The organism is Salmonella sp. SSDFZ54 (assembly GCF_004010735.1).
Classification (GTDB): domain Bacteria; phylum Pseudomonadota; class Gammaproteobacteria; order Enterobacterales; family Enterobacteriaceae; genus Salmonella; species Salmonella enterica.
Map to the genome: position 1 here is coordinate 1,856,076 of NZ_CP034819.1, position 21,870 is coordinate 1,877,945.

22 protein-coding genes are annotated in these 21,870 nt (G+C 51.6%); 7 read left to right on the forward strand and 15 right to left on the reverse strand.

Annotation, left to right across the window (positions count from 1 at the left end):
- Window positions 1-667: 667 nt before the first annotated feature.
- Window positions 668-1,348 (forward strand): isochorismatase family protein, encoded by a 681-nt coding sequence (locus EOS97_RS09285; RefSeq protein WP_000106461.1) that lies wholly within the window; start codon window positions 668-670, stop codon window positions 1,346-1,348.
- A gap of 228 nt (window positions 1,349-1,576) precedes the next feature.
- Here EOS97_RS09285 and cigR read toward each other — a convergent pair whose 3' ends face one another.
- The 5 genes from cigR to EOS97_RS09305 form a co-directional block, all read right to left on the reverse strand.
- Window positions 1,577-2,056: an anti-virulence regulatory inner membrane protein CigR gene (gene cigR, locus EOS97_RS09290; RefSeq protein WP_001065326.1), complete on the reverse strand. Its 480-nt coding sequence runs from the start codon at window positions 2,054-2,056 to the stop codon at window positions 1,577-1,579.
- A 101-nt stretch (window positions 2,057-2,157) separates the two neighbouring features.
- The gene (mgtU, locus tag EOS97_RS27365) at window positions 2,158-2,244 is read right to left on the reverse strand and encodes a magnesium transporter protection protein MgtU (protein ID WP_251009859.1); all 87 of its coding nucleotides are present in this window, start codon (window positions 2,242-2,244) and stop codon (window positions 2,158-2,160) included.
- 12 nt (window positions 2,245-2,256) lie between these two features.
- Window positions 2,257-2,349, reverse strand: a complete 93-nt coding sequence (mgtR, locus tag EOS97_RS09295; protein ID WP_001082118.1) for a protein MgtR — start codon at window positions 2,347-2,349, stop codon at window positions 2,257-2,259.
- Between the two features lie 21 nt (window positions 2,350-2,370).
- Window positions 2,371-5,097, reverse strand: a complete 2,727-nt coding sequence (gene mgtA / locus EOS97_RS09300; protein WP_000131292.1) for a magnesium-translocating P-type ATPase — start codon at window positions 5,095-5,097, stop codon at window positions 2,371-2,373.
- A 219-nt stretch (window positions 5,098-5,316) separates the two neighbouring features.
- The gene (locus EOS97_RS09305) at window positions 5,317-6,012 is read right to left on the reverse strand and encodes an MgtC family protein (protein ID WP_000392697.1); all 696 of its coding nucleotides are present in this window, start codon (window positions 6,010-6,012) and stop codon (window positions 5,317-5,319) included.
- Between the two features lie 505 nt (window positions 6,013-6,517).
- Here EOS97_RS09305 and EOS97_RS09310 point away from each other — a divergent pair.
- Window positions 6,518-7,420 (forward strand): EamA family transporter, encoded by a 903-nt coding sequence (locus EOS97_RS09310; RefSeq protein ID WP_000535970.1) that lies wholly within the window; start codon window positions 6,518-6,520, stop codon window positions 7,418-7,420.
- Between the two features lie 42 nt (window positions 7,421-7,462).
- On the opposite strand, the gene EOS97_RS09315 is transcribed toward EOS97_RS09310, so the two are convergent.
- From EOS97_RS09315 to dagR, 8 genes are all read right to left on the reverse strand, one after another.
- Window positions 7,463-8,404 (reverse strand): Rpn family recombination-promoting nuclease/putative transposase, encoded by a 942-nt coding sequence (locus EOS97_RS09315; protein ID WP_000749538.1) that lies wholly within the window; start codon window positions 8,402-8,404, stop codon window positions 7,463-7,465.
- Window positions 8,405-8,640: 236 nt separating this feature from the next.
- Entirely contained in the window at window positions 8,641-9,384 is a 744-nt protein-coding gene (locus EOS97_RS09320; protein WP_001186147.1) for a 2-dehydro-3-deoxy-phosphogluconate aldolase, read from the reverse strand.
- The gene (dgaE, locus tag EOS97_RS09325; RefSeq protein ID WP_000188468.1) at window positions 9,371-10,480 is read right to left on the reverse strand and encodes a D-glucosaminate-6-phosphate ammonia lyase; all 1,110 of its coding nucleotides are present in this window, start codon (window positions 10,478-10,480) and stop codon (window positions 9,371-9,373) included. The genes EOS97_RS09320 and dgaE overlap by 14 nt, the downstream gene beginning before the upstream one ends.
- A gap of 3 nt (window positions 10,481-10,483) precedes the next feature.
- On the reverse strand, window positions 10,484-11,344 hold the full coding sequence (locus EOS97_RS09330; protein WP_001526325.1) for a PTS system mannose/fructose/sorbose family transporter subunit IID: 861 nt from the start codon (window positions 11,342-11,344) through the stop codon (window positions 10,484-10,486).
- Window positions 11,341-12,090: a PTS sugar transporter subunit IIC gene (locus EOS97_RS09335; RefSeq protein WP_000380259.1), complete on the reverse strand. Its 750-nt coding sequence runs from the start codon at window positions 12,088-12,090 to the stop codon at window positions 11,341-11,343. Before EOS97_RS09335 ends, EOS97_RS09330 begins: the two co-directional genes overlap by 4 nt.
- Before the next feature lie 145 nt (window positions 12,091-12,235).
- Window positions 12,236-12,721, reverse strand: coding sequence for a PTS system mannose/fructose/N-acetylgalactosamine-transporter subunit IIB (locus EOS97_RS09340; RefSeq protein WP_001284295.1), 486 nt, complete (start codon window positions 12,719-12,721; stop codon window positions 12,236-12,238).
- A gap of 10 nt (window positions 12,722-12,731) precedes the next feature.
- A complete protein-coding gene (locus EOS97_RS09345; RefSeq protein WP_000214106.1) occupies window positions 12,732-13,157 on the reverse strand; it encodes a PTS sugar transporter subunit IIA in 426 nt (141 codons plus the stop codon).
- 218 nt (window positions 13,158-13,375) lie between these two features.
- Window positions 13,376-16,174 (reverse strand): transcriptional regulator DagR, encoded by a 2,799-nt coding sequence (dagR, locus tag EOS97_RS09355; RefSeq protein WP_001252671.1) that lies wholly within the window; start codon window positions 16,172-16,174, stop codon window positions 13,376-13,378.
- 196 nt (window positions 16,175-16,370) lie between these two features.
- Here dagR and EOS97_RS09360 point away from each other — a divergent pair, with 196 nt between their 5' ends.
- Entirely contained in the window at window positions 16,371-16,664 is a 294-nt protein-coding gene (locus EOS97_RS09360) for a YicS family protein (protein ID WP_000824212.1), read from the forward strand.
- A 105-nt stretch (window positions 16,665-16,769) separates the two neighbouring features.
- Window positions 16,770-18,152: a glycoside hydrolase family 1 protein gene (locus EOS97_RS09365; RefSeq protein ID WP_001270471.1), complete on the forward strand. Its 1,383-nt coding sequence runs from the start codon at window positions 16,770-16,772 to the stop codon at window positions 18,150-18,152.
- Window positions 18,153-18,211: 59 nt separating this feature from the next.
- Here EOS97_RS09365 and nepI read toward each other — a convergent pair whose 3' ends face one another.
- Window positions 18,212-19,405, reverse strand: a complete 1,194-nt coding sequence (nepI, locus tag EOS97_RS09370) for a purine ribonucleoside efflux pump NepI (protein WP_001004799.1) — start codon at window positions 19,403-19,405, stop codon at window positions 18,212-18,214.
- A 214-nt stretch (window positions 19,406-19,619) separates the two neighbouring features.
- On the opposite strand from nepI, the gene EOS97_RS09375 reads away from it, so the two are divergent.
- From EOS97_RS09375 to EOS97_RS09385, 3 genes are all read left to right on the forward strand, one after another.
- Window positions 19,620-19,979 (forward strand): type II toxin-antitoxin system RelE/ParE family toxin, encoded by a 360-nt coding sequence (locus tag EOS97_RS09375; RefSeq protein WP_001217953.1) that lies wholly within the window; start codon window positions 19,620-19,622, stop codon window positions 19,977-19,979.
- Complete coding sequence (locus EOS97_RS09380) at window positions 19,963-20,286, forward strand: DNA-binding transcriptional regulator (RefSeq protein WP_001274846.1); 324 nt, start codon at window positions 19,963-19,965, stop codon at window positions 20,284-20,286. Before EOS97_RS09375 ends, EOS97_RS09380 begins: the two co-directional genes overlap by 17 nt.
- A gap of 184 nt (window positions 20,287-20,470) precedes the next feature.
- Window positions 20,471-21,250, forward strand: coding sequence for a hypothetical protein (locus tag EOS97_RS09385; protein WP_000353908.1), 780 nt, complete (start codon window positions 20,471-20,473; stop codon window positions 21,248-21,250).
- A gap of 350 nt (window positions 21,251-21,600) precedes the next feature.
- Here the strand turns inward: EOS97_RS09385 and EOS97_RS09390 are convergent, their stop codons facing one another.
- Window positions 21,601-21,870 (reverse strand): HPr family phosphocarrier protein, encoded by a 270-nt coding sequence (locus tag EOS97_RS09390; protein ID WP_000621109.1) that lies wholly within the window; start codon window positions 21,868-21,870, stop codon window positions 21,601-21,603.

Consider the following 21,870-nt stretch of genomic DNA (forward strand, 5'->3'; position numbering starts at 1 on the left):
GTTTTCTTGTTCGTTAAGTCTCCTGTTTTGTATTGAGGTGAGAATATCACCTTTAATCAAGTGGCCAAATTTACTGTGCCACTACGCTTTAATATCTCATAGATAAATCATGAGAAAAAATATCCTGATAATCTACCCCACATGAAAGACAAGGTTTTATTCAATGTGTTCCTATAATGGCTTGTAATATCCCAAAAAGCAGCACTCGTTATGTAGGGATAGTTTCCAATTTATTAAGAGTTACAGTAGCCATAATTAATAAAAGCACGCTTCCCACTTAATATTTAAGCTGTGCTTTATGTTATTTAAATATAAATAAGTTAATCCTTAACACACATATTTCAAATTTATACCAAATAATTTTAAAACTATCTATCAGAAACAATTTGCAGGGACATAGTTTGTTTTTTCAATGAATAATCCTCTCTGACATGTAAAATAGAAACATTTATTCATAATATGAATATTGTTGTGATAACAAATTCGCGTGAAAGTAAATCGACTGAAGGTGATGCCGATGAATATTCCTTCAGAAAGAACTCACCAGGGTAATCCAGGATCGGCAACGGATTACTGTCATCAGCTTAAAAACGGAAATCGCCCCGGCGATTAATGACTTTAACACTGATAGTGACTATCAGTGAAAGGCAACAACAAGGAATGAATTATGTCTACACCCGCGAATTTTAACGGTCAACGCCCTGCCATTGATGCTAACGACGCAGTAATGCTGCTGATTGACCACCAAAGTGGCCTGTTTCAGACCGTCGGCGACATGCCGATGCCGGAATTACGCGCGCGCGCCGCGGCGCTGGCTAAGATCGCTACCTTATGCAATATGCCGGTCATTACTACCGCATCCGTACCACAGGGACCGAATGGTCCGCTGATTCCGGAAATCCATGCGAATGCACCCCACGCGCAATATGTCGCGCGTAAAGGGGAAATTAATGCCTGGGATAATGCCGATTTTGTACAAGCGGTAAAAGCGACAGGCCGTAAAACGCTGATCATCGCCGGTACTATTACCAGTGTCTGCATGGCTTTTCCAGCCATCAGCGCCGTCGCGGAAGGGTACAAGGTATTTGCGGTAATTGATGCCTCCGGTACGTACAGTAAAATGGCGCAGGAAATTACGATGGCCCGCGTGGTGCAGGCGGGCGTAGTACCAATGGATACCGCGGCGGTAGCCTCTGAGCTGCAACGTACCTGGAATAGGGAAGATGCCGCAGAATGGGCGGATGTATATACCAAAATATTCCCAGCCTATCAGCTACTGATTGAAAGTTATACCAAAGCGCAGGAAGTAGTAAAAAATAATGAACTGCTGGATTCTCAACGCGCATAAATAACGCCCTGAAGAGACTAAATAGCCCCATTTAATGGGGCTATTTTACTTGCCATTTTGGACCTGGGCAGTGCTCGCCAAAACGCATTAGCGTTTTGAACGCCGCTTGCGGCGGCCCGAAGGGCGAGCGTAGCGAGTCAAACCTCACGTACTACGTGTACGCTCCGGTTTTTGCGCGCTGTCCGTGTCCAAACTGGCTGCGCCAATAACGCCTGGTGGGATAGGCTCTTAATCAAATACGCCATTAATAATCGCCGTGACCACCGCAGTACTGAGCGCGATCAGCACCAGATTATCCCCAACGATTTTCCACTCATAGCCCGGATAATAAGGTAATTGTCCCAGCATAGACGCCGGCACCGTTTTTTTAGCGATTCCCGGCGGCAGCGGTTTTCCTCTCGCCAGATTTTTCGCAATCCCCGGAGGTAAAGACTGATAACCCGTCAGCCCTAAATTCACTGCCAGTTGCCTGGCGACAACGTAGCTAATGTCCGACTCGACGTGATCCGGTTTGCCGCCATTTTTACGGTGTTCCGTTTTTTGCCCGGCATTTCCTTTATGTCCGTTACCGTTATTACCCTGATTAGCCGCGTTATTACCATGTCCGCCGCCATTGCCATTTCCCGGATTCGCCAGCACAGGCGTAGCGCTCAGGGAAAACGTAATCAACGTCGCCAGGACGGCGGTTAAACCACGACGATTATTCATGATATTGCCCTTCTGATGTGGGATACCATGAAAATAGCGCCCCGCCATAAAAAGAACAACTACATCGATTCTTATTTTAAGCGGGGCTCGCCAACAGCAGCTTATCGTATCCAGATAGTCAGTAAAATCAGGATGATTGCTATCAGGACAACCTGATAAAAAATTTTGTCCAACCCTTTTTTTTGCATGGCGTCACCTCGTTATAAAACGATTTGCCAGAGGGCTAAACACAACACCAACAGGCTAATCAGTAAAAATATCAGCGCGATGATTTTATCGGGTGAGCGATTCATCTGGGCGATCCTCAAACATCATTAAAACCACTGGCCAAAGCGTTTGATATAAAAGCGCTTCATGCCTTGCGCCACCAGACAGTAGCTCAATAGTGTCGCCACCAACCACGGGAAGTAGCTCAGTGGCAGCGGCTCCAGTCCAACCATCGCGCCCAGAGGTGAGAATGGAATATAAATGCCTATCGCCATAATCAAGCCGGTCGTCAATAATACCGGCAACGTCGCCCGACTTTGGATAAACGGTATTTTCTGCGTCCTTAGCATATGCACGACCAGTGTCTGCGAGAGCAGACCCTCAATAAACCAGCCGGACTGAAAGAGCGCCTGCGCCTCTACGTTATTAGCTGCAAAGACGTACCACATCAGCGCAAAGGTTGTGATATCGAAAATAGAAGACGTTGGGCCAATCCATAGCATAAAACGACCAATATTTTTCGCGTCCCATTTCCGCGGCTTACGCAGGAACTCTTTATCCATTTTGTCCCACGGCAACGACAACTGCGAAATATCGTACATCAAATTCTGGATCAACAGATGAATCGCCAGCATCGGCAGAAACGGAATAAACGCGCTGGCTACCAGTACCGAAAAAACATTGCCGAAATTAGAGCTGGCGGTCATATTCAGGTATTTAATGATATTACCAAAGGTTTCCCGCCCTTTGATAACGCCTTCCTCAAGCACCATGAGATCTTTTTCCAGCAGAATAATATCTGATGACTCTTTAGCAATATCGGCGGCGCTATCGACGGAAATTCCCACATCCGCATCACGAAGCGCGGGCGCGTCGTTGATCCCATCTCCAAGAAAACCAACGGTATGACCATTTCTCTGTAGCGCTTGCAAAATACGCGTTTTTTGTAACGGCGTCAGCCGGGCGAATACTGCGCGTTTCTCCACCTCAGATGCCAGTTCGGCATCCGACATCGCCTCAACCTGGGTTCCGGTCAGGATATCGTGCGTATCAATACCCACTTCCAGACAGATACGCGCCGTCACGACCGGATTATCGCCGGTGAGGACTTTGACCGCCACGCCGTTATCCCGCAACGCGGCAATCGCTTTACCGGCGCTCTCTTTCGGCGGATCGAGAAAAGTGAGCATCCCTTCGATGGTAAGTTCGGTCTCATCCTCCACACTTAATGTCGGATTGTTCCCGGAGCCATCCAGCTTACGTGTCGCTATCAGCAATACACGGAATCCCTGCGCATTGTAATCTTCGGTTTTCGCCAGCAGCAGCTCGCGGCGTGTTTCCGTCAGCGCCACTACACGATCGCCTTCGCGAAGATGGGTGGCTACCATCATCATCTCTTCAACAGCGCCTTTGCAGATCAGGCATCTGTCTCCATGCTGCGTATCCTCCACCAGGACCGATACCCGGCGACGTACAAAGTCGAATGGCAGTTCATCGCGTTTAATGAAGCGCGCTTTTGTCGATGGTGCGATGCGGCCCTCGCCAAAACGCAGTATGGCGCGATCCATCACATTCCGTGCGCCGCTCTGGCTGCTACTATTCAGCCAGGCCAGCATCAATACCCGGCTGCTTTTTACACCGCTCACATCCAGATGATGCTCCAGAAAAATATTGTCCTGGGTTAAGGTGCCGGTTTTATCTGTACACAGCACATCCATCGCGCCGAAGTTTTGAATAGCGTTCAGGCGCTTGACGATCACTTTGCGCCGCGACATCGCAATCGCGCCTTTTGCCAGGTTGGAACTGACAATCATGGGCAACATTTCCGGCGTCAACCCCACCGCAACCGCCAGCGCGAACAGCGAAGCCTCTACCCAGTCTCCCTTACTGAAACCATTGATCAGCAGGACAACCGGCACCATGATCAGCATAAAGCGTATCAACAGCCAGCTCACGCTGTTGACTCCGCGATCGAAAGCCGTCTGGGTACGCGTACCCACAATGGATTTCGCCAGCGAGCCGAACCAGGTACGGCTTCCCGTCGCAACCACGACCGCTTGCGCTCTGCCGCTGGTTACATTGGTTCCCATCAGACAGATATTGCCCAAATCTAACAGGCTCTTATCTTTGTCAGGCAATTGCTCGCTGTCTTTACCTGCCACATCAGCCATAACATCGTATTTTTCTACGGGTAATGATTCACCACTAAGAATTGACTGGCTGATAAAGAGATCGCGCGACGCCAGCAGACGGACGTCGGCGGGCACCAGATCGCCTGCGGCCAGAAAAACCACATCGCCCGGCACCAGTTCTTCAATGGGAATCTCTTCCTGCACCGCGCCTATATTGCCCGGCCCACGACGCAACACCGTGGCGGTGGTGCGAACCATCTTTTTCAGCGCCTGTGCTGCTCTGTTAGTGCGAAACTCCTGCCAGAAACGCAATAACCCGCTCAAACTGACCATCGTCAGAATAATCAGCACGCCAGTGAGATCGGTCTCTTCGCCACGGCGTAACGGGAGCCAGTAATCCGTGATGAAACTAACCCCTGCCAATGCCATCAGAACGTAAATAAACGGGTTATTGAATGCCTGCAGAAGCTGAATCAGCGCCGGAGGAACTTGCTCATGCGCCACTTCATTGCGCCCATACACTTTCAACCGTTCGCTGGCCTCTTCTATCGTGAGGCCCTGACGATGGCTGTTCAGCCGCGCCAGTGTCTCCTCCGGGCTATGAAAAGCTTCCGCTTCGATCGGAAATACTTTTTTATGCTGCTTATCATTTTCTGACGCCGGGCGATTGAGTTTCCGGTTTTCAATGTTCATGTCAGTCATGATGAATCCCCAAAATTAAGGTGTAGTGTTTCCTGCATATCACGCCCAGGGAATAGTAAACTCACGATTTAAAGGTGAATGCCCCGGGAGAATTATCTATGCATAAAAAAGGTTATTGCTTACTCACTATTTTGAGTGGGTTTTATTTTATCGACTCGGGAATATCCATCATTCCCTCCTTATACGCCTGGCGTAATGTTGAAATTGAATAAAAAACTATTATTGACTATCAATGCTCCAGTGAATTGCGGTGATATTATCGTTATCACCTATTCTGGATATAATCAGTTCTCGCGTTTTACGATAATCAGCATGACCCACGAGCTCGGCACGAATTTCTTTATAGCCCTGTTCCTGAGCGGGGACCGAACCTAACCCTTGTAAACAGATCGCGGCCTCTTTTACGATATTCAGTAACCACTGACGAACCGCGCTCTCATCTTCTTTATTACAGGTTACTTTCAGGATATAACGTTTTTCTGCCTCGGCGGATACCGGGAGTTGATTTATACGCTGCGCCGCTTCACGCAATAAAATATTGGCACAAAGAATAATGATCGTCGCCGCCAGCGCATTTTTGAACTGCCCTAAGCCGCATAACACGCCGATGCCCGCTGAACACCATAGCGTTGCCGCAGTGTTCAGTCCGCGCACATTCATCCCTTCGCGCATGATGACGCCCGCCCCCAGAAAGCCAATACCAGAGACAATCTGCGCCGCAATTCTCCCGGGGCTATCTGGCGATGTCGTCATGGAGCTCAGAATAAAAACGGCGGCGCCTGTCGCCACCAGCGCATTAGTGCGTAATCCCGCCATACGTTGACGCCATTGTCTTTCCGCGCCAATCAGCGCGCCCAACAGCATAGCGGCCAGTAAATTCAAAATATAAGGAAACATTAACATACGTTCCTCCATTTTTTCTGGAAGAATAAGTACGTGCTATATTTAGCACACGACAAATTTCTGCCCTGAGGCAATTAGCGTCGTGTTAACGGCGGAGGAAATAAAGCGTGTTTAAACATGAACATGACGATTACCTCGCGACAATGCGCGTGTTGTAACATTATTGGGATGACAATCGTCACAAGGGGAGATTGCTGCCCACCGGTTCGGCAAGCAGCGCAGGAATAGCGTGCGTTAACTTGCCAGATGATTTACGTAAAAGTGACTGTCCAACATATTACTCCTGCATGAATTTGCGCTTATTATAGTCAGTCAATATGTTCTGTAAAGTGCAAAGGCGGGGATAGTGACGATTTGTTTAAGTTTGTTTGATATTTTCTATGACAAAAAAATGACAATATTATGTCAATAACAGGCTCGTCTGAAATCATTAAACAATAAATTCCTGCTTAATGCTGGCGATAGCTCTGTTATGATGCCTGCACGTAAAAAAATAAAACAACATGACGAGGAAAAAATGGGTTCCACCAGAAAAGGGATGCTAAACGTCCTGATTGCCGCCGTATTGTGGGGGAGTTCAGGTGTTTGCGCGCAGTACATCATGGAGCAAAGCCGTATGTCGTCACAGTTCCTGACGATGATACGTTTGTTATTCGCCGGGCTGATACTGGTGACCTTCTCCTTTATGCACGGCGATAAGATATTTTCGATTCTTAAAAACCGCAAAGATGCACTGAGTCTGCTGATTTTCTCCGTGGTGGGCGCGCTCACCGTTCAGCTAACCTTCCTGCTTACGATTGAAAAATCCAATGCCGCCACCGCGACAGTGCTGCAATTTTTATCGCCGACCATTATTGTAGCGTGGTTTGCATTAGCGCGAAGAACACGACCAGGCATTCTGGTCTTAACCGCCATTCTTACATCGCTTATCGGCACCTTTTTACTGGTGACTCACGGCAATCCAACATCGCTGTCGATCTCTTCAGGCGCGCTGTTCTGGGGTATCGCCTCCGCATTTGCCGCCGCCTTTTATACGACCTGGCCTTCCAGGCTAATCGCCCAATACGGCACGCTGCCAGTGGTCGGCTGGAGTATGTCCTTTGGCGGCCTTATTCTGCTGCCCTTCTACGCTAAAGAAGGAACGCACTTTGCGGTGAGCGGCAGCCTGATTCTGGCCTTTTTCTACCTTGTGGTGATCGGTACGTCGCTGACGTTCAGCCTGTATTTGAAAGGCGCGCAACTGATTGGTGGCCCCAAAGCCAGCATTTTAAGCTGCGCGGAACCGTTAAGCAGCGCCCTGCTGTCGCTACTGCTGTTGGGGATTAGTTTTACCTTGCCGGACTGGCTGGGCACGCTGCTCATTCTCTCGTCAGTGATTCTGATCTCCCTCGATTCCCGTCGACGCGCGCGGGCCGCTTAACGCTGTTGATAATCACGATGACCGGGCGGAAGAGGGAAAAGTTTAATGGCGCTTTGCCTTAATCTCTTCGTCAGAAAGCCCGGTAATCATCATCACCATCTCTCGATCGATCCCCTGTTCCAGCATCGTATGCGCAATACGCAAGGCTTCCTCCTGCTTACCTTGATGTATACCTTGCTGTATACCTTGTTGCACGCCTTCACGCTTACCTTTTCTGCGCCCCGATTCACGTATTCTGTCTACGATCGTCATTAATCTCTCCTTGTGTTGGGGAACACGACGCGCCACCTCGCGGATAAACTTGCCAAAACGAGGCGTGCTGCCATGCTGTATTAGCAAATAATTAAACAGCGCTTTTAGCTGACTGTCATTAGCGTTTCCCGTAATCAGAAGTACCGCTAAGCGCTCGACCAATCCCATCAGGTCGCGTTGACGTATATGCTTTTGTACCAGCTCCAGCATCGCGATACGTCGATGCTGCATAATCTCGTTATCCGGCACCACCGTAATGTCTACCAGTGGAAATGCCGTCGCATAAAGCTGACGCGCCAGCGCAGGATCGTCAAACTCATCCAGCCAGCAAAGCGAAAAGGGATACGGGCTTTTCGCGCCATGGTAAAACAGCATGGGAATCACCAGCGGTAACGTTTTATGGCCAGCATCCAGATGGCGCTGCATCGCGGCAGTCGCGTAACGCATTAACCGGAATGCCATATGCGCGTCCGGCGTACTCTGATGCTCTATAACGACATAGATATAACCGTCGCCTTCACACGTTTTTAGCGACCAAAGGACATCGGAATAAAACGCGCGTAAATTTTTCTCGATAAAACTGTCCGGCGCCAGTTTTAACGTCGTCAGATCGCAACGTATTCTTAGCGAATGGGGAAGATGAATATTGAGAAAATCCCGCGCGGTATCCGGATGGCGTAAAAACGTTTTAAATACCGCATCATGAGGCGTGGACGTGGGGCTTTTTTTCATGGCGATCCGTCACCTGAGGAATAAGATGACGCCACTGTACTCGCCAAAAATACAGACAGCATTCAGGAAAATTTAACCCTGCGAGGAGGCTCGAAAGGGAATCACTGACGGCTGCAATACGTACATTTTTTGCCCAGCCTGCTACGCATTATCGCCCGGTAGCGTAACGCTAACCGGGCCTACAAATACACGTCATCTGTAGGCCCGGTAAACGTAGCGCTCTTCGGCGATAAATCTCACACCAGCGCTTTGACTATCTCCATCAACCGAATGACGTCTTCGGGGCGCGTATTGCCGGTTTGCGGATCGATAATCGAGCTGTAAACATGCGGCATGACGCGCGGCACGCCTGCTTCCAGGCAGGTTTGCAGGATAATACCGAAATTATCCAGTGAGATACCGCCGGTCGGCTCGATGAGCGTCATGCCGTGGCGGGCGGCGGTTGTCGCCAGCGCATAGAGTTCCGGTAACGACTTTTCGCCGCCCATCGGGAAAAACTTCGCCGCATGTGCGCCCATATCCTGCATCATGCGTACCGCCGCTTCACAGGAAACGCGGGCTGGCGTTCCCTGGCTGCTGCTGACGCCGGTAGAAATCACCACCTCGCCAGGCGTTCCCGTCGGGCTGACCAGGGCGTTAATATGTGTTTGCTCGCCGCCTGTCGCCGCCAGTGCGCCCGCCGCGAAGCCGCTGCCGGTAAAGGTCTGGTTAACGTGGGCCGGGTGAGTATGGGCGGCAATCATCGCCGCTTTGTAGTACTGCGCCGGGTCGCCTGCGCCCAGACCCACTGAGATAGACGGCACCTCCGCCATCCAGCGTTTCACCTCCGGCACGCCCTCTTCTACCGTAGCGAACTGCGCGGAAAGTACGCCAATGACCGCATGGCCTTCGGCGGCTTCATAGATAGCCTTCGCGTTGGCGATATCCTTTGCCAGCACGTTAATCGCTACCCGCTGACGATAAAAATTAATCTGCTGCATGTTCTGCAATCTCCCTGAGTCGCGCCACAATCAATGCCATTTCCCCTTCAGCTACCGTGCGTGGATCGAGGCTAAAAACCCCCTGATGAAGCTGATATTTGCGGGCGTAAATCGCTATCTCGCCGCCGCGCAACTGCGCTTCGACGTCCTGCGCATTCAGCCCCAATTCAGATGCGTTCACCCGCACACGAATACGCCAGATTGCACGCCCGGCCTCATCCTGTTCGATATCGGCATAAAGCCCATGGATGGCGGAAATCGCTTCCGCGACCGGCTGTAACTGTGCTGCGGTCACGGTCGTCTGGCCCTGGTGGTAATTCTCCAGCGCATACACCAGCCCAACCATGTTTTCCTTGCCGATTTTCATTGCCCTGGCAATCCCCTGGTGCTGCGCTTTGCAGGCGGCAATCCACGTTTTCTTACCAGTGATAAACCCGGAGGTTGGCGCATTAAAGGCTTTCGCGCCGCTGTAGATAACCATATCCGCGCCGCTCGCCACCCAGCCGCGCAAATCCTCTTCCGCCGCGGCATCGACAATCAACGGCAGGTGGTTGGCCTGCGCCACCTGTACAAAATCGTCAATGCTCAACATGCCTTTCTGTACGCAATGGTGTGATTTCACATACAGTAGCGCGGCGGTCTTTTCGTTAATGGCGCTTTCCAGTTGCCAGCGGGCCGCCAGATTGCTCGACCCCACTTCCACTATGCGCCCGCCACCAAGACGAATGGCGCTGGTGACTGGCGCGCCGTAGTCCACATTATGCCCGCGCAGCATCACTACCTCATTGGCCATACCGGTACTGTCCGGCATCAGGGCGACGCGCGCCCGATCGCCGTGGGTGATAGCGGCAGCGACGGCAATGGCAATACCCGCCGAGGCGCACGAGGTGATATAGCTATCTTCAGCACCCGTATAGCGCGATACCAGTTCGCCGGTTTTTTCCACCAGCGCATCAATCTCGACGAAAGCGGAAGCCGCGCGCGCGGTGGCCTGCATGACCTCCGGCGCGACGCTTGAGACGCCCAGAATGGTCATTTTGCCGCAGGCGTTAATGACCTTTTTCAACCCCAGTTGTTGATAGATATTCGGCGTCATGATTTACAGCACTCCCAACAACGAACAGACTATGCTCAGTGCGACAATCGACAGCAAAATGGTGGTGTAGCGCGGCCCTTTTTTTACCAGATAGAAGTAGATGGCGAATACCGCCGCCAGTGGCAGTAAGCCCGGCGCGATAGAGTCGAGGATCTGCTGAACCACCACTTCAGATCCTTTCAAGGCGCTAATTTTTAACGGCGTGGTGATTTTGACGTAGCTGGCGGAAAGCGCGCCCATCATGATCAAACCCAGCACGTTGGCCCCGTAGATCAGTTCTTTGATTCGCCCCCCTTGCAACAGGCCGATAATCGAATCACGCCCCAGCGTATATCCCTTGTGGACCATGCCGTAGCTGATCGCCAGGGTGATCGCCGGGTAGAGAATCAGCGGGATAATACCGCCCATCGCGCTGCCATTTGCCGCGAACGGAATAAAGATCGCTATCAACAGCGGCATCACCGCCGCCCAGATAATCGAGTCGCCCATCCCGGCAAGCGGCCCCATCAGGCCCGTTTTAATGCCGGTGATAGACGAGTCGTTAATCGGCTCGCCGCGCGTTTTTTGTTCTTCCATGGCAATAGAGATGCCCTGAATCACCGCGCCGAAGGTCTGCTCGGAGTTAAAGAAGTTAAGGTGGCGTTTTAGCGCTTCTACCTGCTCCTCTTTTTGTGGGTAAAGTTTTTTGATGATCGGCGTCATCGAGGCGCAGAAAATCAGGCTTTGTAAGCGCTCATAGGAGCTGGAAACCTCGGCGCCCAGCCAGTAGATAAACCAGGCTTTGGTGATATCTGCTTTGGTCAGCGCCCCGCTTTCCCGCGCGCGCTCAACCAGTTCATGTTGCATTACGTCACTGCTCATCATGCTGCTCCTTCATTTTTCGCCAGGCCTTTAATCAGGAAGGCGACACAGGTGCCGAAGATGGCCATCGCCATGATGTCGACCTTGAGGTATAACACCGCGAAGAACCCGCCGATAAACCACGGCAACAGGCTCTTTTTACCGATCACCATAATGGTGATGGCAAAGCCCAGCGCCGGCAGAATGCCGCCCATGATTTCAAAGGAGTGGGTTAACCAGTGCGGCATCAGTTTAAGGAAACTTTCCACCACATCCTGGCCAAAGTAGTTAGCGGCAAAGACCACCGGGAAGCGCAGCACCAGCCCCAGCAATGCCGGGTAAAGAAAGGCGCAACGCATGATGCCCGCCATGTTTGCCGTTTCCGCGTGTTTATCCGCCATATGCACCCAGGCGGCGTTCAGCGTGCGCCTAAGCTGATCGAGAAACACGCCAATCACGCCAAACGGGATTGCCAGCGCGATCGCCAGGTTTGGGTCCATACCGGCCTTCACCGCGATAGGAATGGAGATACAGGCCGCCAGCGCCGGATCCGACGGCACGTTGCCGCCCGGCGTTGAGGTCACGCCCAAATAAACGAGCTGCATCCCTGCGCCGATAATCATCGCGGTCTGCATATTGCCAAGCAAAAGCCCGACAAATACCGCGATCACCACCGGTTGTAACAGCATCGCGGAGAAGGTGTAGCCGAGGCGTAAACGGGCAAACCAGTAATACAACCCCATAAGGCTTGCAAAGAGTAAGGTATCCATAGTGTTATCCTATACACTTCATCCTTCAGGCTGCCTCTTTGTTGGCTGCCTTCGCTCACCCCAGTCACTTACTTTAGTAAGCTCCAGGGGATTCACTCAGTTGCCGCCTCGATGCATCCAGAATGATTTTGTGTCTATTAAAGGGTTAGAATTTTTTCAGGATATCGTCGAGTGGCTGCGGCTTATCTTCCGGAATGGTCTGGAAAAATACCTGAACGCCACGGTTTTTCAGGTCGTTAAGAATGCCGACGTCTTTTTCATCCAGCGTAATATTCTGAAAAACCGCCTTGCGGTTTGGCCCGCCGCCGAGACCGCCAACCTGAATGCGGGTGACGTCAAAGCCCAGTTGTATGGCGTCCTGCACCGCCGCCAGTGAGGGAAAAAGCACCAGCACGTTACCGTCGCCAAGCTGATTTTCTTTCCATGCAGCGGCAAAACTCTGGTTGCCGAAGCAATCCACTTTGATATTTGGCGGCGCGGCCATCAGGTAGATATTTTTCATAAACGGATCGGCGTCCAGTTCATCACTCACAACGGCTATCCGGTTCGCCTGAGATTGTCCGACCCACTTCGTGACAACCTGCCCATGAATGAGACGGCTGTCGATGCGGCATAAAACGATATTGGCCATGATGTTTTCCTTAGAGTGATTGTTGTAGCTGACGTACATGGGCGACCACATCCAGGCAGCTACTGCGCCCGGCCTCAACTAACTCGTCCACGCAGGCGGTTAGCATCCCTTGTTCGCGCCTGTCCAGCGCCTCCAGCAGTAGCGACGCATTCAGTCCGGCGATCACCGCCACCGGATAATCGGCGCTTAGCCGCGCCGCGACGTTGGACGTTGTGCCGCCGACAAAATCCGTCAGGATCAGCGAGCCTTCCGGCAGCGTTTTCACCACGGCCTCGACGCGTTGATAAAACTCGCCCAGCGTATCGACAGGCATTAGCGCGATTTCCGTCACGCCTTTAATTTCGCCCGTGACCATACGCAGGCTGTTGCAAAGCGGTTGTCCCCAGCCGCCATGCGTCAGCAGCAGGATGTGGGGCAACGGTTGTGTGGTAGTCAAAATGGCCTCCTGGCGCAATTACATGAGAACACCGGCATATATTGCCCGGTGGCACTGCGCTTACCGGGCCTACAGAACACTCCTGGTAGGCCGGATAAGGCGTTTACGCCGCTATCCGGCCTAACGCATCATCAGAAGAGCAAAGGTTGTGCCAGAATTTGTGTCACGCGAGGAAGAAGAAAGGTCTGGCGAGGCGCGAAGCCCCGCCAGTAAAAGGATTAGCTATAGAGCAGTTCGTAGATATAAAAATATTCCGCATCCGATAAACGGATGGCGTAGGCGTCTTCGATGGGCAGAAAAGCGGATTTGATGACACTAAACGCGCGCGCGTCCAGATTCAGCTGACTTTCCAGCGCCATCTGTAACGGTTTACGGTTAATCACAATACGCTCTACCATACAGCAGCAGTGGATCAGGAAGCGCAGTGTCACCTGGCGGCTTGGTTTCAGGGAAAGCGAAGACGTCAGATGGTTAAAAACGCCCTCCATCTCTTTCAGAATACGCTGCGGGTTAAGCACGGAAATATGGTTGATGATGCTCTCCATCGTTAGCGCGCTGATAAAGCGCATGGCGCTGCGCTCCATCTCCAGACGGCGTTCAGCGTTGGACAGATCGGGCGTTAACAGGCTCAACACCAGTTCCGGCCCTTGTTCGGAGAAAAGCTCTTCCAGCGAAATAAACGGAATATCCGGCAGCCCCGGCTGGAAAGTGCCGACAATCCCCGCCAGCCGCTCGCTGGCATTCAATGCCTGCTGAACGCGCTCCAGACTACGTACCTCGTTATAATCAAGGATCACCATCCTGGTGTCCTGCGACATCAGTTCGCCAAAGCTCTCCTCCAGCACCTTTTTGATTTTTTCCGCCGTTCCCATGCCGGTAATACAGGAGATGACCAGCACTTTGCCGCCGTTCTCCTGCTGCGGCGTACAAAGCTGGCAGGGGATATTTTTACTCTGCAGGAGCGCCGTCAACTGTGGTAAGTCGCTGGTTTCATAGCTTAAATCCAGCCCGACTTCCAGTAGACTGGTCAGCGTGATATTCGGCATGAGCAAAACATCTATCTGGAATAATTTACTGATGGTGCTGCCGAAATGGATCAATGAACCGATGTCCACCAACAGGATAAGCCGCCGATATTGGCGGGTTTGAATCATTTGGGTCAGCGTTTCCAGCGTGTCATGCACCGACTGTTCAAACGGCATGTCGATGGCGCTGAACAGCTCGCGCTCCAGCACGCGGTTGACATATTGCGCCTGACTGGTGGCGGTGGTCGCGCCGTGGGCGATCAAAATGACCCCGCAGTCGGGGCTGGCATCGATGCGCTGACGATAATGGCGGCACTCTTTCAGGAACAGGCATAGCCAGACCACTTCCGTCGCCGGACACTGAATATGCAGCAGTTCGTTGATTTTCCGACACAGCAGCGTGGCGTTGTCATATTCGTCTTTGCAGCGATCCAGGATCAAACTGGAAGAGTAAAGCTGCGGGATCAGGCCGCGCTGCACGTAGCCTATCAGCGCCAGGAAGTGTTTACGCAGTGGGTTAACCAGATTTTCCGGCAGCGAAAAACCCAACACCTGCTCTACGCAGCCAATCAGCAGCGTCACGCGCTCTTCAATCTGGTCGCCATAGCGCGGCGGATGCGCCACGCTGTCGCGGCTGTAGAGACCGTATTCAAAAATCGAGCTGAGTTTATTTTTCAGGATCGCCAGCGTCTCCGCCGGGGGGACGTTACTGTTGCGCAAATTAACATACTCGCGCGTCAGGAAGCTGTAAAAGAGGTCGCTCTCTTCAATTTCCGCCCCGGTCGCCAGCGACGTCTTCAATGCGGGCAGCGTGCGCGCGTCTATATTTAGCCGCGCTTTACCGTCAAACAGAGTATCCACCAATAGACGCTGTTCCGGCGTCGGGTTAACCGACATCTCCGCCAGCCGCTTATCCAGCTGTAGCGTGTCGTTATGCTCGGTCATTCCCGATGCCCACGCCTGAGCGCAAAGAAACTGAATATCGCTTTTTAGCTGACCGATATTGCCTTCCAGGGGTTTATTCAGCAACCAGAGCAACAACGGTTTATCAATGCTGACCGTGCGTTCTATTTTGCGGCTTTCCCGCTGTAAGAACCCCACGATCAGTTCGATCTGTTCTTCAACGGAGCGCTGGCGAATGCCCGGCAAATCAATGCATACCTGAATACGCCGCTGGAAAGTACGTAACAGCGCCGACCCGACCGGCTCGGTAGTGGCGCAAATCAGGCGTACCGAAATTGATCGCGGCTGGCTGCTCACGCCAAGCGGACGGTACTCGCCTTTATCCAGAATAGAGAACAGCTTTTCCTGCCCTTCATAAGACAGACGGTGCACCTCGTCCAGCAGCAGATAACCACCGTCCGCCTGCTCCACGAGGCCTGTTTTATGTTCATTCGCGCCGGTAAACGCCCCCTGCCGATGACCAAACAGATGCGAGGAGAGCAGTTCCGGGTTATGGGCGTATTCCGCGCAGTTAAAGTAGACCAGCGGCGGGATAGCGCCGCTCGCCTGTTCACAGGCGAAACGGTGCATCAGTTCCGCAAAAAAGGTTTTACCGACGCCGGACGGTCCGGTAAGCAGAACGTGTAAACCGTGCGGATAGAGCACCGCCGCACGGCCTTTTTCTACCGCATCGCGCAGGCTGCGATCGTAACCAATCAGGCTGGTAAACGGATCGTCGGGCGCGTAATGCTCTTCATGCGGCAGCACATCCGCCACCGACCGCACCTCGCGTTCAGACTCTTCCAGCTGTCGTCCCAGCAACGTTTCCAGCGCCTGGCGATGCAGAAAATAGACCGGGCGGCCACGGCTTTTGATTGCCAGGCCGTCATTCCATAACTGATTGAGATCTTTGCTGACGGAGTTACGCGCCAGCCCAAGATTGAAACCTATCGCCTCCGCCGTAAACGCCGTCTCCTGCGCCAAATCGGCAAGACATAGCCCGCGCGTCAGCCGTTCCAGCTCTCCCAGTACGATCTCAATACGTCTCATTACACTACCGCTTACGAAATAAAAGAGTAGTCAGAACATACACTATTCTGCCACGCAAGAAAGTGAAGGCGCAGCGAGAAACCGCCTTCCCACTTTTGCCTGACTTCAACGCCAACGGATAGCACGCCCCGATGAGTGAACGTCGCACGGTCTACACTTACTCTTGAAAAAGTGCAAACCGATAAGGATACCGTTTATGAAACGAAAAACGCTTCTGCTTATTGCCGCGCTTGTCGCGCTACCTGGCGTCACGTATGCCGACTCTCCGTTTAGCTCGCTCCAGTCGGCGCATGAAAAAAATACGATTTTAAAGGACTTGCGCAAAATGTGTACGCCCAAAGGCGCGCTAACCGATGAAGCCTGGGAGAAAAAAATCATGGCGAGCGAGGGGAACCAGCAGCATATTCGGGAGGCGATGATCGCGATAGAGCGCAACAATCAGCATAACTACTGGCAGGCTCTCGGTAAGGTGGAATGCCCGGAGATGTAGCGCACCTTTTCCGTTTTTTGGCCGCGAAAATGCGGACTGTAACCGGTTTCTGTTCGCCAAAATCGCGTATTCTGGAGCGAATTTACGCGATCAAGGAGTACGACAATGCGATACCGTTTTCCCGATAACTTCTGGTGGGGCAGCGCCTGCTCAGCGTTGCAAACCGAAGGGGATAGTCTGAATGGCGGTAAAAGCCAGACCACGTGGGATGTGTGGTTCGAGCGCCAGCCTGATCGTTTTCACCAGGGCGTCGGCCCAGCGGAAACCTCAACGTTCTATCGCCACTGGAAGCAAGACATCGCGCTACTGAAACAGTTAAAACATAACAGTTTTCGCACCTCGCTAAGCTGGGCGCGGCTCATTCCAGATGGCGTAGGCGAGGTGAATCCACAAGCGGTGAGCTTCTACAATCACGTCATCGACGAGCTACTGGCGCAGGGCATCACGCCGTTTATTACGCTGTTCCATTTTGATATGCCGATGGTCATGCAGGAGAAAGGCGGCTGGGAAAATCGCGACGTCGTAGAGGCGTTTGGTCGGTACGCGCAAACGTGTTTTACCTTGTTTGGCGACCGCGTGAAGCACTGGTTTACCTTTAACGAGCCGATTGTGCCGGTGGAGGGCGGCTATTTGTACGACTTCCACTATCCCAATGTGGTGGATTTTAAACGTGCGGCCACCGTGGCGTACCATACCGTGCTGGCGCACTCGACCGCCGTGCGCGCCTGGCGCGCCGGGCGCTACGACGGTGAAATCGGCGTAGTGCTGAATCTGACGCCGTCCTACCCACGCTCGCAGCATCCCGCCGATGTGCAAGCCGCGCATCATGCGGATCTGTTATTCAACCGCAGTTTTCTTGACCCGGTATTAAAGGGAGAATACCCGGCGGACTTGGTGGCGCTGCTGAAAACCTATGACCAGTTGCCTGCCTGTCAGCCAGGCGACCGTCAGCTTATTGCCGACGGCAAAATCGATTTACTGGGGATTAACTATTATCAGCCGCGCCGCGTGAAATGCCGTGATACGGCGGTGAATCCGCAAGCGCCGTTTATGCCGGAGTGGTTATTTGACTATTACGACATGCCGGGGCGCAAGATGAACCCTTACCGCGGCTGGGAAATTTACGCGCCAGGAATTTACGACATCATTACCAACCTACGGGATAATTACGGCAATCCGCGCTGTTTTATCTCCGAAAACGGGATGGGCGTTGAGAACGAGCAGCGTTTTGTGCAAGCGGGACAGATTCACGATGATTACCGGATTGACTTTATCTCTGAGCATCTTAAATGGCTGCATAAAGGCATTAGCGAGGGCTGTCACTGTCTTGGCTACCACATGTGGACCTTTATCGATAACTGGTCATGGCTGAACGGCTATAAAAATCGCTATGGTTTTGTACAACTGGATTTAGCCACCCAAACGCGCACGGTGAAAAAAAGCGGAGAATGGTTTGCCGCCACCGCAGAGCATAACGGTTTTGATTAAGCATTTATTATTGCCGGATAACGACTAACGTCGTATCCGGCCTACAAATGGCAGCAATATCAACTCATTGGCGTAATACGGACTTTCGCCGCCACGACTAACGCCGTCAACAGCATCAGACCGCCGGAAAGCGCCAGCGGCGAAAGCAGCCCGAAATTGTCGAGCGCATAACCGCCCACCGCCGCGCCACAGGTATTTGCCAGTTGAATCACCGCGACCTGGATGGAACCAGCTTTTTCCGCCTGATCGGCAAGGGAACGAGTGATCCACGTTGACCATCCCACCGGCACCAGCGCAAACGCCAGTCCCCAGACAATCGCTATTGCCGCCGCCACGGTTTTGTCGCTTCCCCACACAATGAGCGTCAGCGCGCTCAGCGCCAGTAGCAGCGGCGCACCGGCCAGCGCCAGTTTTACCGAACGTTTCAGGACATAAGATGAGAAAGAAGTGCCAACGAAGCTGGCAATACCAAAACTGAGCAACACCAGCGTCAGACCATCAACGTCAAAGCCCGCCAGATTCATATAGACCGGGCGAATATAGGTAAAGAAAGCGAACTGCCCGGCAAAAGACATAAAGATGGCGATCATTCCGGCCATCACGCCAGGGCGTTGCAACAGGCTAAACATATTCTGTTTCTGGTGAGAAGGTTCGCCCGGCAGCGACGGCAGTGATTTCACCACCCAGATGACGCACAGTACGCCCATCACCGCAGCGGCGTTAAAGACATTACGCCAGCCAATAATACCGCCCAAAAAACTGCCCAGCGGCGCGGCGATCACTAACGCGATGGAAACCGCGCCAAAAATCACCGACAGCGCTTTCGGCACGGTACGCGCGGGAACCAGTCGCATGGTCAGCGACGCCGACATCGCCCAGAATCCGCCCAGCGCCAACCCAAGACAGGCGCGGCCCAGCAATAGCAGCGTAAAGCTGTTGGCAAAGGAGACCATCAGACAAGAAGCCGTCAGCAAAACGGCGAACAGAATAACGATATAACGCCTGTCGGTCGCCTGAATAATCTGGGTAATGAACAGGCTGGAAAACATCGCGACAAACGCCGTAACGGTGACCGACTGACCGGCGACGCCCTCGGAGATCCCCAGATCCTGCGCCATCGGCGTCAACAGACTAACGGGCAAAAACTCAACGGTAATCAGGCAGGCGACACAAAACGCCACGGCAAAAACGGCTGACCAGTTAGGCCTGGCAACCCCATCAGCGCGGAATTTTTCTGCGATATTTTCATTCATTGTGGTTACCTGCGTCGTTTTAGTGCGGAAATCCACTCAGTGTAACATTACAAAATGTGATCTGATTAACGTTTTAGCAACTGACATTGTTGCGCTGCATTTTGCGAGGCTGGTCGAGCGTTGAGAATTATCTTCTCTCGCTGCGTGCAAAACCAAAAGGTAAGACATAGTGTATCACCTGGTGCTATACTTTAGATTACAGGATGTCAACCTGATGCGAATCTTCAAAACCAGGTGGTTTAACAGAGAAGCGAAGTCCCACACGATAAAAGACGACGAGTTAAGCGAGGCCATCAACGCCGTACTGCAAGGAAAAGCAGATAATCTCGGCGGCGGAGTTTATAAAAAACGTCTCAATCAAAACCGCGATCGCGCAATTGTGTTGGCAAAGGGAGGCGAACATTGGTTTTACACCTTCCTGTATGCCAAACAGGATATGGCCAACATTAGCTATCGCGAACTCGCGGGTTTCCGTGAGTTAGCAAAACACTATGCTTGCCTGACCGAAGATCAGATAACGGCACTCATTAATAACAAAGAACTGGTAGAGGTGCGCCATGTCAGCAAAAACTAAATTCAAAAGCCCTGCCTTTGAAGCGATTCATAGCGCGGCATCTGGATTATTTAGCGTGGATGCCATTCCCCAGGAGACAATGCGCAGTTTTGACACGACCTGCTTAAGCAGCATCAAAGACCTGCAGCCACTTGAAATAAAAGCGTTACGAGAAGAACTCAACGTTAGCCAGCCGGTTTTCGCTCGGTACCTGAATACCAGCGTATCAACGGTTCAAAAGTGGGAAAGCGGCGCCAAGCGTCCCAGCGGGATGTCACTGAAACTACTTAATGTTGTCCAAAAACACGGGCTAAAGGTGCTGGTATGAGGGTTTTACCGATGGTCTGTTAAGACTAAGTCGGATGTCTGGGGGTGGGCAAAGTTAAAATGTCCGCTAAGCGCCAACAGCAGACGCTGCTCACTTTATCAATCATCGGGAAAGATTAATGAGTACTATAAGTTGTTAATCGACAGTATCATGGTTTTATGAATCAATTGATAGGCGTTATGACATGGATATTAATGAGTTTCCACCGGGAGTAATTGAACACCTTGGCTGGTATGTGTATCGATTAATTGATCCAAGGGACGGAAGTACCTTCTACGTGGGGAAGGGAAAAGGCAATCGTGTATTTGCTCATATGCGCGGTGAGGTCGCAGCAGTGGATGATGATGAGTTACTTAGTAACAAGCTCAAGCAACTTCGAGAGATAAGATTAGCTGGTCTTGAGGTCATTCATGTTATTCACCGACACGGTATAGCTGATGAAAAGACCGCTTACGAGGTTGAAGCCGCCCTTATAGACGCCTACCCCGGTTTAACTAATATCATGAACGGTGCTGGCAGTAATGAATATGGTGCTGCACACATCAAAGAGTTAATCGCCACATACCAACCTGAAACAATTGTATTCCAACATAAAGCCCTGATGATCTCTGTTAACAGAAGTTCAAAAGATGTGGATCTTTATGATGCCGTACGTTTTAGCTGGCGGGTCAGCGTTGAGCGTGCCCGTAAGGCTGAAGTTATATTGGCTACAGTGAAGGGAATCGTAAGGGGTGTATATGTCGCTGATGAGTGGCTCAAATCTACCCGTGAGAATTTCCCAGAGATATCCTCATGGGATGAAGACGAGGAGTTTGAAGCTACTCAAAATTCCCGCTTTGGATTTCGAGGAAAAGTAGCGCCACCTGCGATAGCACAGCTTTATCTCGGTAAAAAGATTCCAGAGGATCTTAGAAAGAAAGGTGCGATGTCTCCTGTGAGATATTCTCCTGGTTTCGATTTCTAAAGAGTCTGTCAGTAATTCTGTATAACTTTAAAGGTGATCGCTCAGGTGGTCACCTAACTTGAGAATAAAACGACTCACCGCCAGTTTTGGATCGGCATACTCCATTTTTTCGAACGTAGCGACAATTTCGCGCGGGGTCATCCCTTTAGTCAGTTCCGCCGCAAGAGCTTTGAGTTTCTTTTCATCTATAATTTGCCTGTCCCGTTGTTGAAATGAGCACTTCAACAACGGGTAATTAAACAAATTTAATAACAGTCTCAGACGGGATTGTTTTCCGGGTGGAGACGATTCATACGATAATGAGTGCAGGAAGCCTCTACAACTTCCTGCGCCGTTTGACGGGAATTGCACTATACTGACTCACCAAAGCCATCAGCAAATGCAGATTTTAATTCATCCATAAAAGCCAGTTCATCCTGTCCATCACAAATTAAATCAATCATTGTGTTTCCCTTTACGCCAGCCCCCAAAATACTCATCATTCCTTTAATGGGAATTTCTTTGTCATTATTAACTAGCGTTAATGAAGACTGGTATTTTTTGACAATTTTCGCAAGTGTAGCGGCTGGCCGCGCATGAAGCCCCGTACTGTTCATAACGCGTACTGTTTGTCTAATCAT